General features: G+C 70.2%; 17 protein-coding genes. 6 read left to right on the forward strand and 11 right to left on the reverse strand.

Annotated features, from left to right (window positions below; all coding sequences use genetic code 11):
- Positions 1 to 6: 6 nt before the first annotated feature.
- Complete coding sequence (locus ACWEPL_RS20210) at positions 7 to 1200, reverse strand: cytochrome P450 (RefSeq protein WP_363978057.1); 1194 nt, start codon at positions 1198 to 1200, stop codon at positions 7 to 9.
- A 107-nt stretch (positions 1201 to 1307) separates the two neighbouring features.
- Here ACWEPL_RS20210 and ACWEPL_RS20215 point away from each other — a divergent pair, with 107 nt between their 5' ends.
- The gene (locus ACWEPL_RS20215; RefSeq protein WP_452437077.1) at positions 1308 to 2828 is read left to right on the forward strand and encodes an FAD-dependent monooxygenase; all 1521 of its coding nucleotides are present in this window, start codon (positions 1308 to 1310) and stop codon (positions 2826 to 2828) included.
- On the opposite strand, the gene ACWEPL_RS20220 is transcribed toward ACWEPL_RS20215, so the two are convergent.
- The 5 genes from ACWEPL_RS20220 to ACWEPL_RS20240 form a co-directional block, all read right to left on the reverse strand.
- Positions 2812 to 3099 carry a hypothetical protein gene (locus ACWEPL_RS20220; RefSeq protein ID WP_363978063.1) on the reverse strand — a complete coding sequence of 96 codons (288 nt, stop codon included), beginning with the start codon at positions 3097 to 3099 and terminating at the stop codon, positions 2812 to 2814. The two genes, ACWEPL_RS20215 and ACWEPL_RS20220, sit on opposite strands and share 17 nt — an antisense overlap.
- Before the next feature lie 6 nt (positions 3100 to 3105).
- On the reverse strand, positions 3106 to 3447 hold the full coding sequence (locus tag ACWEPL_RS20225; protein WP_452437078.1) for a hypothetical protein: 342 nt from the start codon (positions 3445 to 3447) through the stop codon (positions 3106 to 3108).
- A gap of 142 nt (positions 3448 to 3589) precedes the next feature.
- On the reverse strand, positions 3590 to 5017 hold the full coding sequence (locus tag ACWEPL_RS20230; RefSeq protein WP_452437079.1) for a sensor histidine kinase: 1428 nt from the start codon (positions 5015 to 5017) through the stop codon (positions 3590 to 3592).
- Complete coding sequence (locus tag ACWEPL_RS20235; RefSeq protein WP_350723497.1) at positions 5014 to 5754, reverse strand: response regulator transcription factor; 741 nt, start codon at positions 5752 to 5754, stop codon at positions 5014 to 5016. The genes ACWEPL_RS20230 and ACWEPL_RS20235 overlap by 4 nt, the downstream gene beginning before the upstream one ends.
- A gap of 140 nt (positions 5755 to 5894) precedes the next feature.
- Entirely contained in the window at positions 5895 to 7070 is a 1176-nt protein-coding gene (locus tag ACWEPL_RS20240) for a trypsin-like serine peptidase (RefSeq protein ID WP_452437080.1), read from the reverse strand.
- 434 nt (positions 7071 to 7504) lie between these two features.
- On the opposite strand from ACWEPL_RS20240, the gene ACWEPL_RS20245 reads away from it, so the two are divergent.
- Positions 7505 to 7972: a hypothetical protein gene (locus ACWEPL_RS20245; RefSeq protein WP_363978075.1), complete on the forward strand. Its 468-nt coding sequence runs from the start codon at positions 7505 to 7507 to the stop codon at positions 7970 to 7972.
- A gap of 364 nt (positions 7973 to 8336) precedes the next feature.
- Here the strand turns inward: ACWEPL_RS20245 and ACWEPL_RS20250 are convergent, their stop codons facing one another.
- Genes ACWEPL_RS20250 through ACWEPL_RS20260 form a run of 3 tightly spaced genes read right to left on the reverse strand, consistent with a single transcriptional unit; the run spans position 8337 to position 10011 of the window.
- On the reverse strand, positions 8337 to 8723 hold the full coding sequence (locus ACWEPL_RS20250) for a helix-turn-helix domain-containing protein (protein ID WP_363978078.1): 387 nt from the start codon (positions 8721 to 8723) through the stop codon (positions 8337 to 8339).
- A 54-nt stretch (positions 8724 to 8777) separates the two neighbouring features.
- Complete coding sequence (locus ACWEPL_RS20255; RefSeq protein WP_355193822.1) at positions 8778 to 9245, reverse strand: NUDIX domain-containing protein; 468 nt, start codon at positions 9243 to 9245, stop codon at positions 8778 to 8780.
- Positions 9246 to 9255: 10 nt separating this feature from the next.
- Positions 9256 to 10011, reverse strand: coding sequence for an XRE family transcriptional regulator (locus tag ACWEPL_RS20260; protein WP_452437081.1), 756 nt, complete (start codon positions 10009 to 10011; stop codon positions 9256 to 9258).
- 161 nt (positions 10012 to 10172) lie between these two features.
- Here ACWEPL_RS20260 and ACWEPL_RS20265 point away from each other — a divergent pair, with 161 nt between their 5' ends.
- Complete coding sequence (locus tag ACWEPL_RS20265; RefSeq protein WP_363978088.1) at positions 10173 to 10508, forward strand: hypothetical protein; 336 nt, start codon at positions 10173 to 10175, stop codon at positions 10506 to 10508.
- Positions 10505 to 10717 carry a hypothetical protein gene (locus ACWEPL_RS20270; protein WP_452437082.1) on the forward strand — a complete coding sequence of 71 codons (213 nt, stop codon included), beginning with the start codon at positions 10505 to 10507 and terminating at the stop codon, positions 10715 to 10717. The genes ACWEPL_RS20265 and ACWEPL_RS20270 overlap by 4 nt, the downstream gene beginning before the upstream one ends.
- A gap of 157 nt (positions 10718 to 10874) precedes the next feature.
- On the opposite strand, the gene ACWEPL_RS20275 is transcribed toward ACWEPL_RS20270, so the two are convergent.
- Positions 10875 to 11183, reverse strand: coding sequence for a type II toxin-antitoxin system prevent-host-death family antitoxin (locus ACWEPL_RS20275; protein WP_363978094.1), 309 nt, complete (start codon positions 11181 to 11183; stop codon positions 10875 to 10877).
- A 123-nt stretch (positions 11184 to 11306) separates the two neighbouring features.
- A complete protein-coding gene (locus tag ACWEPL_RS20280) occupies positions 11307 to 12329 on the reverse strand; it encodes a LacI family DNA-binding transcriptional regulator (protein WP_452437083.1) in 1023 nt (340 codons plus the stop codon).
- A 180-nt stretch (positions 12330 to 12509) separates the two neighbouring features.
- On the opposite strand from ACWEPL_RS20280, the gene ACWEPL_RS20285 reads away from it, so the two are divergent.
- Entirely contained in the window at positions 12510 to 13952 is a 1443-nt protein-coding gene (locus ACWEPL_RS20285; RefSeq protein ID WP_452437084.1) for a glycoside hydrolase family 43 protein, read from the forward strand.
- Positions 13953 to 14053: 101 nt separating this feature from the next.
- A complete protein-coding gene (locus tag ACWEPL_RS20290) occupies positions 14054 to 15442 on the forward strand; it encodes a hypothetical protein (protein ID WP_452437085.1) in 1389 nt (462 codons plus the stop codon).
- The last annotated feature ends 30 nt before the right edge of the window (positions 15443 to 15472 follow it).

The following is a 15472-nucleotide window of genomic DNA, read 5'->3' on the forward strand; positions in this document are numbered from 1 at the left end:
GCAGGTCTACCAGGCCACCTCCAGGGAGCTCATGCCGTACACGATGTGGGAGGAGCGGAAGTCCGCGGCGCCCGCCTCGCGCAGGCCCGGGAAGCGCTGGAGCAGCGCCGGGAAGGCGATCCGCAGCTCCATGCGCGCCAGCGGGGCGCCCAGGCAGTGGTGGATGCCGTGGCCGAAGGCGACGTGGCCGGGGGCGCCGCGGGAGATGTCGAACGTGCTCGCGTCGGACATGAGGGCGGGGTCGCGGTTCGCGGCGGGCAGGGCGCAGAGGACCAGCTCGCCGGGCTGGATGGTACGGCCGCTCAGCTCGACCTCCGCCGTCGCGACCTTGGTCGTGCCCGAGTTGACGATGCTCAGCCAGCGCAGCAGCTCCTCCACCGTGGCGTCGATGCGCTCGGGCTCCTTCCTGAGCAGTTCGAGCTGCTCGGGGTGGCGCAGCAGGGCCAGGGTGCCCAGGGCCAGCATGTTGGAGGTGGTCTCGTGGCCCGCGAACAGCAGCAGGCTGCCGATGCCGACGAGCTCGTCCGTGGTCAGGTCGTCGCCGTGCTCGCGTACCAGCATGCCGAGCAGCTCCTCGCCCGGGTCCTGCTGGATCCGCTGGACCAGGGCCTCCATGTACGCGCGCGCCTCGAACTGCAGCCCCAGCCGCTCCTCGCCGGGCACCGACAGGTCGAGCATCCTGCTGGTGCGGCGCTGGAAGCCGTCCCGCTCCTCGTACGGGACTCCGAGCAGCTCGCAGATGACCAGCGACGGGATCGGCAGCGAGAACGACGTGACCAGGTCGGCTGGCGAACCGGCGGCCTCCATGGCGTCCAGGTGGTCGTCCACGATGCGCCTGATCCGGGGCTCCAGCCGCTGCATCCGCCGGTTCGTGAACTCGGGGGTCAGCATCCTGCGCAGCCGCGTGTGCTCGGGCGCGTCCACGCCGAGGAGGTTGCCCGCCTGGATCTTGGCTAACTGCTCGGGAGTCATCTCGGGCGCTCCGGGGAGGCGCGCCACCGTCTGCTGGGCGATCCTGAACCGTTCGGCGTCGCCGAGGACCTCGCGGACCTCCGCGTACCTGGTGACGAGCCAGACGTCCAGGCCGAACGGGGTCGTGATGCGCCTGATCCCCTCCTCCTCCCTGAGCGCCGCCAGCTCGGGAGCCGGGTCGAACCCCACCCGCCGCATGTGCAGCGGCATCGTCGAGGACTCGGTCATGCAAACCCCTTGATGATCGTCGGTTGAGGCGTAAACCGTAACAACCCCCCAAGCCGGTCTCCAGTGCGCCCGCGCGGGGGTTGCGGTGGTGCGGGGGAAGGGACAGCATGCCCCCTGTGGATGTGCCCGTGTTGGTCGCCGGAGGCGGGCCCGTGGGGCTGGCGGTCGCGGTGGAGCTGGCGTACCAGGGCGTGAGGTGCCTGGTGGTCGAGCCGCGCGAGGAGGTGTCGTGGCTGCGGCCCCGCGCGAAGACGACGTCGGCGCGTTCGATGGAGCTGCTCCGGAGATGGGGCCTGGCGGAGCGGGTGCGGGAGCGCGCCCCGCTGGCGGTCGCGTGGTCGGACCAGGCGGTGTTCGTCAGCAGCCTGCTCGGACGGGAGGTCACCAGGATCGGCGGGTGCTTCGGGCTGGACCTGGTGGGCTCCGAGCTGGCGGCCGAGCCGGGCCAGCAGGTGCCGCAGCCGCTGGTGGAGGAGGTGCTGCGGGAGGCCGTCGGCGACGCGCTGCTGACCGGATGGCAGGTGGCCGGGCTGCGGGAGGACGCCGACGGGGTGTCGGTGCGCATCGCGTCCGCCACGGGCGAGGAGCGTGAGGTACGCGCCCGGTACGTGGTCGGCTGCGACGGCCCGCGCAGCGTGACCAGGGCGGCCATCGGCGCCCGCTACGAGGGCCGCCAGGACGCCAGGCCCAACTTCAACATCGTCTTCCGCGCCCCCGGCCTGGCCGAGCGGATGCCGCACGGCCCCGCCGTGCACTACTGGGTGCTGAACCCCGCCCAGCCCGGCATCGTCGGCCGCCTCGACCTGGAGGACACCTGGTGGTGCATCGCCCAGGGCGTCCCCGCCGCCGGCGCTGATCCGATGCGGCTGGTCCGCAACCTGGCGGGTGCCGACGTCGAGGCGGAGATCCTGGCCACCGACCCGTGGACCGCGCGGATGCTGCTGGCCGACCGGTACGCGAGCGAGCGCGTGTTCCTGGCGGGCGACGCGGCGCACCAGAATCCGCCGTACGGCGGACATGGGTTCAACACCGGGATCGGGGACGCGGTCAACCTCGGCTGGAAGCTGGCCGCCGTACTGCACGGATGGGCGCCCGCCACGTTACTGGCCACCTACGAGACCGAGCGCCGCCCGGTGGCCGCCGACACCATCGAGGCCGCCGCCGCGAACATGGCCACCCTCGCCCCCGAGCTGGCCGACCCGGCGCTGATGGGGGAGGAGGCCGAGTTCGAGAAGGTGCGGCCCGCCGTGGCGGAGGCGGTGCGCAGGACGAAGGACAGCGAGTTCCACAGCCTGGACCTGGTGCTCGGCTACACCTACGAGGGCTCGCCCGTCGTCGCCGAGGGCACCGGGGAGCGGCTGCCGCACCGGTGGCTGGCTCCCGGCGTGTCCCTGTACGACCGGCTGGGCCGGGGCTTCAGCGTGGTCGGGGACCAGCGCCTGCCGGAGGCCGTGGCGCTGGCCGAGCAGGCGCGGGAGCTGGGGGTGCCGCTGCGGGCCGTGGATCTGCCGGGCGTACCCCTGACGCTGGTCCGCCCCGATCAGCACGTGGCCTGGCGCGGCGAGCACCCCGACGGCGCTATGAGGCGGGCGCTCGGTCACGGCCCTTCCGTCAGCAGCCGCCCTTGAGGACGGCTCTGCGTACGAGGATGCATTGGGGCCCGTTGGCGTTGTTGTTGCTGCTTCCGTTGATGGTGTTGCCGGTGTTCACGGAGCCGTTCGCGTTCTCGAAGTTGCCGCTGTTCACCTGCCGGCCCACGCTCCGGTAGTTGCCGCTCTTCCAGGAGTTGCCGCTGTCCTTGGGGATCCCGTGCCCGAGAGCGGGAAAGGCGGGCGCCAGCGGCAACATCAGCGCGAGCTGCGCCGCGACCACCCCGGTTCGCCGTCTGAAGGTCGTCATCGAAGATCACCGGGAAATGGACTGGGAGCCGTTGGCGTTGTTGCCGCCGTTGATGGTGTTGCTGCTGTTCACGGCGCCGTTCGCATTATCGAAGTTGCCGCTGTTGATGGGATTTCCCTCATTGTGGTAGTTCCCGCTGTTGGTGGAGTTCCCGCTGTTCTCCGCGCCGTTCACGCACTTGGTCGGAGAATTGGGCGACGGCGAGTTGTAGGCGATCAGTCGATTTCCGCAGAAAACGCCGGGAAGCGCTCTGAGTACCGTACCGAGATCCGCGCCGACCAGCTCGGTGAGCAGGGAGCTTCCGTCGGGCGGCGGCGCGGCCGACGCGGCGGCCGGGGCCAGCAGCACACCGCACCCGAACGCGAGGCCCGCAACAATCCGCACCAATGCCCTCAATGCGTTTCCGCCATTTCTCGCGACATGATCCACTGAAAGGTAGCACCGGGGGACGCCTTTTCACGGAAAGCCCTCGATAAACTCGGCGCAAAAACTACTTCCGGGTCCGCCCCGGCGGCAGGCTGAGCGTGAACACCGTGTTCCCCGGCTCGCTGCGTACCTCGACCCGCCCGTCGTGGGCCGCCGTGACCGCCGACACGATGGCCAGGCCCAGCCCGCTGCCGCCGGCCAGCCGGGAGCGCGACCCGTCGCCCCGCGCGAACCTGCCGAACACGTGGGGGAGCACGTGTCCGGGAATGCCCGGCCCGTCGTCCGCGACCTCGACGCTCACCCGCTCCCCGAGCCGGACCGTCGCGGTGACCGTGGTGCCGGGCGGGGTGTGGGTACGGGCGTTCGCGAGGAGGTTGGTCACCACCTGGTGCAGGCGGTCGGCGTCCCCCAGGACCAGGGCGGGCTGGTCGGGCAGGCTGATCAGCCAGCGGTGGCGGGGCGCGGCCGCGTAGGCGTCGCCGACCGCGTTGACCACGATCGGCGACAGGTCCAGCTCCACCCGCTCCAGCGGGCGGCCCGCGTCCAGCCTGGCCAGCAGCAGCAGGTCCTCCACCAGCGTGGTCATCCGGCCCGCCTCCGAGCGGATGCGGCCGAGCGCGTGCTCCGTCTGCGGCCCGTACCACTCGCCGCTTCGCCTGGTCAGCTCCGCGTAACCGACGATGGAGGCCAGCGGCGTGCGCAGTTCGTGGCTGGCGTCGGCGATGAAGCGCCGCAGCCTCGTCTCGCTCTCGTGCCGCACCGCGAGGGCGGTCTCGACGTGCCCGAGCATGCGGTTGAGCGCGCCGCCCACCTGCCCGACCTCGGTGTGCGGGTCGGTGTCCACCTCGGGCACGCGGGACAGGCGCACGACGTCCCCGGTGGCCAGCGGCAGCTCCGACACCCTGGAAGCGGTGGCCGCGAGCCGCCCGAGCGGGCGTACGGCACGGCGTACGAGCAGGGTGCCGGCGGCGGCCGTCAGCGCGACGCCCGCCAGCGTGACGGCGGCCTCCACCACGACGAGCCTGGTCAGCATGGAGTCCACGGCCGTCATGGGCAGCCCGGTGACCAGCACGTCGCCGTCGGGCGTACGGGCGGAGGCCATCCGGTAGGCGCCCAGCGGACCGAGGTCGACCGTCACGGGCTCGCGGGTGACGGCGGCGAGCGACGGTGGCGCGGGCAGCTCCCGCACGGTGGTGATGCCGGTCAGCACGGCGGCCCGCCGCACCACCCCCTGGCGGATCCGCGCGCCGAACGTGCCCTCGGCCTGACCGGGCGACAGCAGGAACGACACCTCCCGGGCCTGCGGCGGCGGGTCGTCCCGCTGCGCCGCCGCGCTGGTCGAGCGCCGGGCGGCCGAGGTGACCTGGCTGTCGAGCCGGTCGGTGAGGAAGTCCTGGAACAGCAGCGTCGTCGCGGTGGCGATGACGGCGCAGACGGTGACCAGCAGCGCGATCGAGGAGACCACCAGCTTGGTCTCCAGCGACATCGTCATCCGGCGGGTCGGAGCGTGTAACCCACCCCGCGCACGGTGTGGATCATCGGCTGCCGCTGCGCGTCGATCTTGCGCCGGAGGTAGGAGATGTACAGCTCGACGACGTTGCTCTGGCCGCCGAAGTCGTAGGCCCACACCCGGTCGAGGATCTGCGACTTGCTGAGCACCCGGCCCGGGTTGTGCATGAGGAAGCGCAGCAGCTCGAACTCCGTCGGCGTGAGCCTGATCTCCTTGCCGTCCCGCCGTACCTGGTGGGTCTCCTGGTCCAGCGTGAGATCGCCGACCACGAGCCCGGCGTCGGCCCGCGCCTGGGCCGCGCCCGAGCGGCGCAGCAGGCCCCGCAGCCTGATGACGACCTCCTCCAGGCTGAACGGCTTCGTGACGTAGTCGTCGGCGCCGGCCCGCAGGCCGACGAGCCGGTCCTGGAGCGAGTCCAGCGCGGTCAGGAACAGGATCGGCACGCCCGGCAGCACCGCGCGCAGCCGGGGAAGGAGCTGGATCCCGTCCATGTCGGGCAGCATGACGTCCAGGACGATCGCGTCCGGGCGGAACCCGCGCGCCGCGCGGATGGCCTCGCTGCCGTTGTGCGCACTGCGGACGTCCCAGGACTCCTGGCGCATGACCATGGAAAGGAGCTCGGTCAGCGGAGGCTCGTCGTCCACGACGAGGATGTTGATCGAGCTGCCGTCCGATCGGCGCACGGGCTCGGACCGGGAGTTCGGGCTGGTCGTGTGCATATTGGTGACGATGACCTCCCTCTATGAAGGTTTGATGATGCCTGCTTGTGAATCGCCTGTGAGCTGCTCCCGGGCGATGCGCGGAAGGGCCCGGCGGCGTGCCGGGCCCTTCCTACGCGCGGCCGTCACCCCTTATTCGGTCAGAAGAGCTTCCCGGACCAGACGTTGGCCGCGGAGGCGTAAACGCTGTAGGTCTCGGCGTCGAAGTACGGCGAGCTGATGTAGTCGACCCGGTCGTTCTCGTCCTGGTCGTAGAACGCGCTGGTCACGCCGTTGAGATAGCCGAGCCGCTTGGCACTGCTGTACTTCAGCAGCCACGGCCCGCCGTCGGCGCCGGCGGTCATGGAGCACTTCAGCCCGACGTGCTCCTCGATCTTCTTGGCGGCCGAGCCCACGGTCTTGGCCGTGGTCGTGCCGTAGCACCACTTGGGCGTGACGCCGGTGAACGGCTTGTTGCCGTCGGGCTGCGCGGCCTGCGGGTAGCCGAACACGTAGTGCGCCTTCTTCAGCGGCTGGTTCCAGGAGATGCCCTGGCCGCCGACGTTGTCGCCCAGCCGCCCCGCGTCCGTGGCGTCGATCACGTGGTACGTGTTCGACGACCGGTCGTAGTAGCCGTGGTCGGCCTTCGTGGTGTCGGTGCCCGGCTTGGCCCGGTCGGCCTCGTACTCGGACCTGGTGACGGTCGAGTCCTTGACGGTCACGCCGTTGTAGACCGAGACGAACGCGTAGTCGCGGTCGTAGTCCTCGTACACGCTGTAGTCGTAGTGCACGAACGCCTGCTTGCCGACGTAGACGCCCCACGGGGCCTTGCCCTGGTAGTAGCCGGGCACGAAGACCCAGTTGTCCATGAGCTGCTCGTCATCGGCGGTGTCGTACACGCAGTGGCCGGCCGTGGCGACCACGTTGGCGTACTTGCCCTGGATGGAGGAGGCCGAGCACCAGCGCTTCTTGCCCGCCGAGTCGACGAAGAAGACCTTGCCGACGGTCTTCGGCAGGTTGACGTTCTTCGACTTGGTGGTGGTCGTGGTGGTGCCGGTCGGGGCGACCGAGCCCGCCTTGGTGTCGGTGGACGGGGTGCCCGTGGAGGTGAGCTTGTCGACGTCGGTGGTGTCCTCCTCGACGTAGGTGGCGGCCTTCAGCGCGGCGCCGTTGTTCTCCAGCCAGTAGGCGGCGATGCCCTTGGCGGTGGTGATGCTGACGCTCTCGGTCGGCTTCACGTGCGGGGTGGCCTGCGCGCCGCCCGCCAGCGAGGCGCCGAGCAGCGCCGTGGCGGCCAGCCCGCCGCCGACGGGGGCGAGGGTGTGCTTGATCTTCAAGGGGATACTCCTTGCTCGTCGCGGGAACGCCATGAGCGTTCGGTGCGTCTGTGAGGCAGGAAGGTATCCCTCTCAGCCCATCCTCTATGTCCTCCTATGTCCGGATTTAGCTGGCACACAGCTTGCCGTGATCGTGCCGTGATCTCGCGAATATCGCGTCGCCGCGCCGATTCCCCAAGGCGGCCGCCGATCCTGAGAACGAACCCGGGAAGAATCTGAGAATCGCATAAGAGAAATTATGTGTTGCAGATCACCGATCCCAGGTCGAGGCCACTACCTGCGCTTATCCAATACATAAGGTGAGCACAGGCGTTTCTCAGGTTGGCTCGGCAGGGTGATTGGCGAGGGAAGACCTTCGGGGCTGAATTCAGATGTTCGGCCAGGTCCGTCCCGGATTGGATTCGTATCCAGTGCGCTTCTCCAAGCCTTTCGCCGTGACCCTCGCCAGCGCCGCTCTGCTGACGCTGCCCCTGTCGGGCGCCGCGTTCGCCGACGCCAGGCCGCAGCCGGCGGCCACCGTCAAGGCCCCGCAGCCGACGCACTCGAACCCCGTCACGCCCACTGTTACCCAGGAGCAGTGGGTCAAGGGCCGCGACGACGCTCGCAGGTTCGCGCTGAAGGTCTCCGTCGACCCCGACCGGGTGCGCGCCGGCGACTCGTACGACGTGACGATCGCCGCCAAGGGCCTGCGCTCCGGCACGGCCGTCGTGACCAGCCCCGAGGGCAAGAGCTACCGCGTGACGCTCTCCGATGGCGAGGCCACCAAGACCCTGACCGTGCCGTCCAAGACCAAGCCCGGCAGCAAGACCGTGACCGTCAAGGTCGGCAACAAGACCGCCACGGCCTCCTTCGACGTGGTGGCCCCCCGCCCGCAGCGCCACCACGACCACGACGGCAAGTAGTAGGTGGGCCAGGGGCCACCCACCCGATACCCGTCTGGGTGGTGGGCCCGCTGACACCCGCCCCGGGACAAAGGGCTTCGCCGGAGGCGCTTCGCGCAGGGGCTCAGACGCCCCTATTCAGGCGCCTCCGGCGCACCCCCCGCGCCTCCGGCGCCATCGGTCCCGCCCGTTGACCGGTTGGATAGTGGGCCGTCTGCTGCCCGCCCGGGACCGGCTCGCCTTCGGAGAATTCGTGGGCCGGGGAGCATGGGGCGACCAGCTTTGGCCCGAGCAGCGTAAGAATTCACGAGATGGCGATCGGCCTGCCGGGTGGTGGACCCGTCTGATGCTGCTCGTGGTAGCACGTCTCGCGCGATAATCAGGCTCAGGCTGCGGGAGCACGTGGACTGATCCGCACCTCCAGTTGGGCGTCCAGAGCCCTGGCCAGTCGCTCGAGGACCGGCAGCGTCGGCACGGTGCCTCCTCCTTCGAAACGGGCCACTGCTGACTGGGTCATGTCAGCCGCACGAGCCAGCTCACTCTGGCTCCACCCACGAGATTCCCGCATCTGTCGTACTGCCCGACCGAGTTCGAAGGCGAGACGAGCCGCATCGTATGCCTCGGCCGCCCCGGGCTCGGACAGTCGTCGGTCACGAAGATCAGCCCAGTCGGTCCGCTCGGTCATCACCACTCCTCGTCCACCGAGTGCGCCTCGCCTTTGCAGCGAGACAACGCCCGCCGTGCCCGGTCCACTTCTCGATCTTCCCCTCATTCGCGTTTTTGCCAGAGCGTTCTACGACACATGGCGGCTACGGATGGCCTGGGTTCAATCAACGTGGGGATGCCTCTGCTCTAGGTAGTCGTTGAGCTGCCGCCACTGCGTGGGGTGAATGTCCAGCAAGTGCAGTTCACCCGGCTCAACCCACCGCACATCGCTCGCCTCGTCGTTGACCTCCGGCTGACCGCCGACCGGGCGGGCGATCAGCATGACCTCGTACTCCTGTCGGATCTCGCCGTCCGTGTAGGCGACGATGTGACCGGGGTCGGAGTAGATCCCAAGGATGCCCACCGGCTCGACCAAGACACCGGTCTCCTCCTCGGTTTCCCGCACGGCGCACTGCGAGGGCGTCTCACCGATCTCCATCTTGCCCATCGGCAACGCCCACTGGCCCGTGTCGCGACGGCACTGCATGAGGATGCGCCCCGCGTCGTCCACGGTGACCGTCCCACAGGCCGGTACGAGACTGTTCGCCTTGGGTGCGCTCGGGTCGTTCCAGTACTCAACTCGTCCCATGAGGTGCCTCTCAGATCTCCGCGCCGGACCACGGAACGGCTCCGGCCCAGACGCGCTCGAACGACGACATGTAGTGCTCGGCCATCGTCCCGCCATCGAGGCGGCGGAAGTGGAAGGTCGGGTTGGCCGAGGCCGGTTCTCCGTATACGTGTGGATTGACCAGGACGTCATCGTCATAGCGGAACAGCGAGGCGTACAGCGTGGTGGAGTGCAGACGAACCTCGCAGCCATCCAACTCGGGCAGCGCCCGGTAATAGATCAGGGAAGAGCGGATCTTGGCGGCCAACGTCCCGCCCAACCCTTCTTCGCGATCGCGGGTCTCGACAGACTGGGCGGTGGGATCTCCGAAGCACAGCCTGATTGCGACACCGCGTTGCGCAGCCTCGGCCAGTGATCGAGCGATCTTCGGCTGCGTCTGGGCGTAGAACGTCCCTGAGAAGACCAAGACGTCCACCCGCTCCTGAGCGTCGGTCAGGAACCGTAGCCACAGCTCACGAGGCACGCTGGCTCGGTCGGGAAAGACCTCCACGAGTTCCGACCTGTTCGCCCGGCCTCGGCGCGCTTGACTGCTCTCCAGCACGTCAGGCCACAGGTACGTCTCGTCAGCGGTCAGCAGCTTCGCCGCTGCCCACCTGTGCCGCCGGTGCGGGACCCGACCTGTGTTGATCCAGCGCTCGACTGTCTTGGGCTCGACGCCACACGTCTCGGCCAGGTCTTCCAGGGCCACACCATGGCGGAGCATCGCTGTGCGTAGGCGCTCGTTCACGCGTTCCAGTGGACGTTAACGTCCGGGACGTTGCAAGGCCGTCTCGGGACGTTTCTCGGTGACTCAACACGTCCCGACACCGGGCTGCGGCGAAGTTCAAAGGTCCCGCCCACCTGGCTTCACTTAGCCGTACTGGCACCGAAGTCACCGGAGGTAGGTGGATGTACCTGCAGCAAGCGCTGCTCGGCCCACAGGTCGTCACGTCACTGGACGCGGCCCAGCAGTTGCAGCGGAAGTTGATCCACCTGAACATCTCCAGCGACGTGCACGACGGCTACGGCATCGCACTCGTCTCCGTCTGGGTCGGACTCCTCGTCTGGTGCCGCCATGACGCCTTCTGGTGGCATACGGGCTGGGAGCCGGGCCGAAAGCGTGCCGTCTATGCCTGGCACCCGCTCCCGGAGCCAGGCAGAGCCGCACGGCGTATCGCTGTGCGTTACGCGGAGCTGCGCAGGGCGCATCCGCATTCGCCGTTGGTCGCAGGGGTGCAACCATGAACGCGACCCTGCAGCACCTGCTCAGCAGGTTCCCCGGGTGGCAGATCACAGACATGGCCGGCGGCTGGGTCGCGATCCGCACCCACTTGGTACGTAGTGATAGCGGGCTCGCCAACGTCCGCTGCGGAGCGACTTTGGAGGAACTGGCCAAGAACCTTCAAGCCGAGTGCAGGCTCCAGAATTCGCATGCACCTGCGGTAGATCAGTGATTCGATGACGACCCTGCCCACAACTCAGGGCCTCCAGTCCCGAAGCTCTGGTAGCGGCGCGGCAGCAGGTTCTTCTTGAGTATCTTGGGCGCCGTGTCTGGGCCGATGCGTCGAGGGCCGTCGACCGCCGGCGCCGTGAAGACGACGTCGGATACGTTTACTCGTCGTGCGGGATGGCGGCCAGCGATTCGCGAGTGTGCCCGAAAGCGGCCAGCGCCTCATCGAGCGAGACCCGCTCCCCCGTGTCAGTGACCGACCGAGCGAGCACCAGCGCCAGATCCCGCAGATCGGCCGCTGCCTTCTCCAACTCGTTGAGCCGCCGGATGCTCACCACGGCCGCCACCGGCTGGTGCCGGCGGGTGACCACCAGATCGATCCCCTGCTCCGCCTCGGCCACCAGGCGGGCAACCCCTCGCTGGGTCGCCTCGGTGACGCTCAACTCGGTAGCGTCGTGCAGGGCAGTCACGCATCAACTGTAACCGCGCCGGTCCCTGGCCGCCGCCATCCGATCCACCCACGAAGCGGAGGACTCCGGCAGTGACTCGATCACCAAGGCTCATGTACGAGTAGGTGAATTTGAACAAAGTGGTCAGGACGGCCGGGGCGGAGCGGTGCTCGAGCGCGTGACGAGCTCGGTCGGCAGTTCGATCCGGCCCGCAGCGCCGTCGGTGAGCAGTGCCGTCAGCGCCGCCGCGCCCAGCTCGGGCCAGGGCTGGCGGACCGTGGTGAGGGCCGGCGTGACGTGGGCGGCGGCCAAGGAGTCGTCGAAGCCGATCACGCTCACGTCGTCGGGCACGCGCAGCCCGTGCTCGCCCAGCGCCTGGTACACCCCGACGGCCATGGAGTCCGAGCAGGCGAAGACGGCGGTCGGCGGTTGGGGGAGGGAGGCGAGCAGGCGGCGGGTGGCTCGTAAGGCGTCGCCCTGCTGGAAGTAGCCGCACGCCTCCCACCGGGGGTCGGCCCGGAGCCCGGCGGCGGCCATGGCCTGGCGGTGGCCGGCCAGCCGTTCGGCCGCGCACGGGACCCCGGGGCGGCCCGTGACGACGGCGATCCGCGAGTGACCGAGGGCGATCAGGTGCTCGGTGGCCGCCCGCGCGCCGTCCAGGTTGGCCGAGGCGACGGCGGGCAGGCCGGACGGCGGCTTGCGGCGCGGGTCGACGATCACCGCGGGGATCCCCCGGTCGGCCAGCCAGGCCCGCTGCGCGGCGGTCGGCGACGTGCGCACGAGCAGGACGCCGGCGCTGTCGCGGGCGCCGATCCGGTCCAGCCACGCGGGCGGGGGCTGGCCGTGCTTGGTGCGGTCGCACACGGCCGAGACCACCAGGTCCACGCCCGCCCGCCAGGCCGCGTCCTCCACCCCGCCCAGGATCGCCAGCGCGTACGGCGAGTCGAGGGCCTGCAGCATGACGTCCACCATGCTCCCCCGGGCGGGCCTGACCCGCTGCCTGGGGTAGCCACGCCGCTCCAGCACCTCGGCGACCAGCCGGCGGGTGTGGGCGGAGACGTCGGAGCGGCCGTTGAGAGCTTTGGAAACGGTTGCAACGGACACGCCGGCCTCGCGGGCGATCACGGCCAGTTTGGGCAACTGCTGGGGCTGGTCCTCGACCGTCATGACCCCCACTCTCCCCGCCGCGCCGGGGAATCGCCAGGCCAGCGTCCCGAAAATTTCGAATTTCAGGCATGACGGCCTGCTCCCGGCGGTCGGCGGACACTCGGGCCATTTGACGCGAGGTACGTGCGGGTGCGACGTTTCCTGCAACCGATTGCAGCAGGTGCCGCCAAGGAGTGAGGGATGACGACCTACCGCAACCCCGTGCTGAACGCCGACTGGTCCGACCCCGACGTGATCCGCGTCTGCGCGGACTTCTACCTGACCGCCTCCACGTTCACCAAGGTCCCGGGCCTGCCGATCCTGCACTCGCGCGACCTGGTCAACTGGACGATCATCGGGCATGCCGTGACGAGCGGATATGACGACGTGCGGCCGGGTTGCGGCGTGTGGGCGCCCTCGCTGCGCCATCACGACGGGCGGTTCTGGATCTTCTACGGCGACCCCGACGTGGGGATCCACGTGGTGAGCGCGGAGGATCCGCGGGGTCCGTGGACCGCGCCGCACGTGGTCAAGCCGGGCGCCGGGCTCATCGACCCGTGCCCGCTGTGGGACGACGACGGCCAGGCGTACCTGGTGCACGGCTGGGCCAAGAGCCGCGCCGGCGTCAACAACCGGCTCACCCTGCACCGCATGTCGCCGGACGCCCGCGAGGTGCTGGACGAGGGCACCCTGATCATCGACGCCGACCTGCTGCCCGGCTACCGGACGCTGGAGGGGCCCAAGCTCTACAAGCGCGACGGCACGTACTTGGTCTTCGCGCCGGCGGGGGGCGTGGAGCAGGGCTGGCAGTCGGTGTTCCGGGCGAGCTCGATCTTCGGCCCGTACGAGGACCGGATCGTGCTGGAGCAGGGCGGCACCGACGTGAACGGGCCGCACCAGGGCGGCTGGGTGGACACCCCGTCGGGCGAGCACTGGTTCATGCACTTCCAGGACCGCGGCGCCTACGGCAGGGTCGTCCACCTGCAGCCCATGGCCTGGGAGGACGGCTGGCCGGTCATGGGCGCGGACGGTGAGCCGGTGCCCGGCGGCCCCGTGCCCGTCCCCGGCGGCGCGCCGGCCGAGCCCGCCACCTCCGACGACTTCGCCGGGCCCGGGCTCGGCCTGCAGTGGAGCTGGCAGGCCAACCCCGATCCCTCCTGGTGGGAGCTGCGGGACGGCACCCTCCGCCTGGCCTGCGCGCCGGGGCCGGAGGACCTCAGGGAGCGCCCGTCCGTGCTCGGGCAGCGGCTGCCCGGCGACCCGTGCACGGTCACCACCGGCCTCACCCTGGACGGCGAGGGCCGGGCGGGGCTGGTCGTGCTCGGGTTCACCTACGCCTACGTCGGGCTGGAGCGCACGGCGGACGGGACCGTCCTGGTGCGCGGAGGCATAGAAGGGGACCTGGAAGGGGGCATGGAGCCCCTGCCCGTCAAGGACGGCGCGCACGTCACCGTCGGCGCGCGGATCGGGGAGAACGCGCTCGTCACGTTCCTGGCCGACACCGGCGACGGGCTGCGCGAGGTCGGCGCTGCCTTCCAGGCCACGCAGAGCCGGTGGGTGGGGGCGGTGCTGGGCCTGTTCGCGGCGGGGGACGGCGCGGGCCGGGCGGTTTTCGACGCCTTCACCGTGGACGTCGAGAGGTAGCTCCGGAGACACCCTGGAGAGTAATCGGACAACTACCTCTGGTTACCATAGATGGTGCATATGCGCATCGAATGGTGCGGATCACTCCAGGGGGGCTGGAAATGACTGATGACACCCGGGCCGACAGAGCGGGGCTCGACACGGCGGAGGTGGACGGCGAGGAGGTGCTGCTGCACAGCCAGGACGACCCGGTGGCCGCCGCCGCCGTGGACGCGGCCGTCGAGAGCGAGCTGCTGGACGAGTCGTCCGTACGGGAGGCCGTCGAGGTCGAGTGGTCGGCGGCCAAGCGGGAGAGCGGGCGCCAGATCGCCGGGCTGTCGCCCCAGGCCCAGGACCGCGTAAAGCGGCTCCAGAGCGAGCTCGGCGCCATGGGCGCGGAGGTCTGGCCGGTCTCCAGGTGGTGGGGTTTCGAGATCCACCTCAACGAGAGCGCCGCGTTGCTGGCCGCCGAGATCCCGCAGCTCGTCGGCGAGGCCGCGGCCACCGTGCTGGGCTCCTGGCTCGCCCCGCACATCGAGCGGCAGGTGCGCGCCAAGGCCGACTGGATCACCTCGGTCGCCCGGCCGTACGGCGTGAAGCTGGTCTCGCCGTGGGTCGCGCCCGCCATGCTGGTGCCGGCCCGCGAGGACCGGCGCGACGGGGAGCGGCTGTACTGGACGGTTCACGAGCCCGGCGAGGGGTGGGCTCCTGACCAGACGTTCGTCGAGCACTTCAGCGTGTCGGCCCCGGCCCTCGCGGAGTTCCAGGACGGGCTGGTCCTCGTCCACCGCGGCGAGGTCGACGATCCCAGCCTGTGGTGGACGGTCTACGACGCCCAGGAAGGGTGGAGCGCGGACCGGAGACTGCCCGGGCACGTCAGCGACTCGGCCCCGGCGCTGGCGGCGTACGACGGGCGGCTCTACTGCGTGCACCGCGGCGACGGCGACGACAACCTGTGGTGGACGCGGTGGGACGGCTCCACCTGGAGCCCCGACGCCAAGCTCCCCGAGCACCCCAGCGCCTCCGCCCCCGCGCTGGCCACGTTCGACGGGCAGCTCTACTGCGTGCACGCCGGCACCGACTCCACCCTGTGGTGGACGCGGTGGGACGGCTCCTCGTGGAGCCCCTGCACCCAGCTGCCCCAGCACGCCTGCCGGTCCAACCCGGCGCTGGCCATCTGGCGGGGCCACCTCTACTGCGTGCACACCGGCAAGGACTCCAGCCTGTGGTGGACGCGCTGGGACGGCTCCGCCTGGACGCCCGACCAGAAGCTGACCATGCACTCGGCCGCCGAGGGCCCCGCGCTGACCGTCTACAAGGACCGCCTCTACTGCGTCCACCGCGGCGCGAGCGACCAGCGCCTGTGGTGGACCGTCTTCGACGGCTCCTCGTGGAGTGCCGACGAGCGGCTGCCCGGCCATCACAGCGCCGAGGCCCCGGCCGCGATCGCCTACCGCGACCGGAACGCCACCCGCGACCAGCTCCTGGTCGTGCACCGCGGCACCCGCTAGACACGAAGAGGCGCCGGCCCGCGTGCGAGC

Source organism: Nonomuraea sp. NPDC004186, from assembly GCF_053603495.1.

What these genes read in the sequence shown, in the direction of transcription:
- ACWEPL_RS20210 (WP_363978057.1), bottom strand. Translation starts at nt 1,200, where the DNA reads ATGACCGAGTCCTCGACGATGCCGCTGCACATGCGGCGGGTGGGGTTC.
- ACWEPL_RS20220 (WP_363978063.1), bottom strand. Translation starts at nt 3,099, where the DNA reads ATGACGACCTTCAGACGGCGAACCGGGGTGGTCGCGGCGCAGCTCGCG.
- ACWEPL_RS20250 (WP_363978078.1), bottom strand. Translation starts at nt 8,723, where the DNA reads ATGAGGGGAAGATCGAGAAGTGGACCGGGCACGGCGGGCGTTGTCTCG.
- ACWEPL_RS20235 (WP_350723497.1), bottom strand. Translation starts at nt 5,754, where the DNA reads ATGCACACGACCAGCCCGAACTCCCGGTCCGAGCCCGTGCGCCGATCG.
- ACWEPL_RS20215 (WP_452437077.1), top strand. Translation starts at nt 1,308, where the DNA reads ATGCCCCCTGTGGATGTGCCCGTGTTGGTCGCCGGAGGCGGGCCCGTG.
- ACWEPL_RS20290 (WP_452437085.1), top strand. Translation starts at nt 14,054, where the DNA reads ATGACTGATGACACCCGGGCCGACAGAGCGGGGCTCGACACGGCGGAG.
- ACWEPL_RS20265 (WP_363978088.1), top strand. Translation starts at nt 10,173, where the DNA reads ATGTACCTGCAGCAAGCGCTGCTCGGCCCACAGGTCGTCACGTCACTG.
- ACWEPL_RS20280 (WP_452437083.1), bottom strand. Translation starts at nt 12,329, where the DNA reads ATGACGGTCGAGGACCAGCCCCAGCAGTTGCCCAAACTGGCCGTGATC.
- ACWEPL_RS20230 (WP_452437079.1), bottom strand. Translation starts at nt 5,017, where the DNA reads ATGACGATGTCGCTGGAGACCAAGCTGGTGGTCTCCTCGATCGCGCTG.
- ACWEPL_RS20285 (WP_452437084.1), top strand. Translation starts at nt 12,510, where the DNA reads ATGACGACCTACCGCAACCCCGTGCTGAACGCCGACTGGTCCGACCCC.
- ACWEPL_RS20255 (WP_355193822.1), bottom strand. Translation starts at nt 9,245, where the DNA reads ATGGGACGAGTTGAGTACTGGAACGACCCGAGCGCACCCAAGGCGAAC.
- ACWEPL_RS20270 (WP_452437082.1), top strand. Translation starts at nt 10,505, where the DNA reads ATGAACGCGACCCTGCAGCACCTGCTCAGCAGGTTCCCCGGGTGGCAG.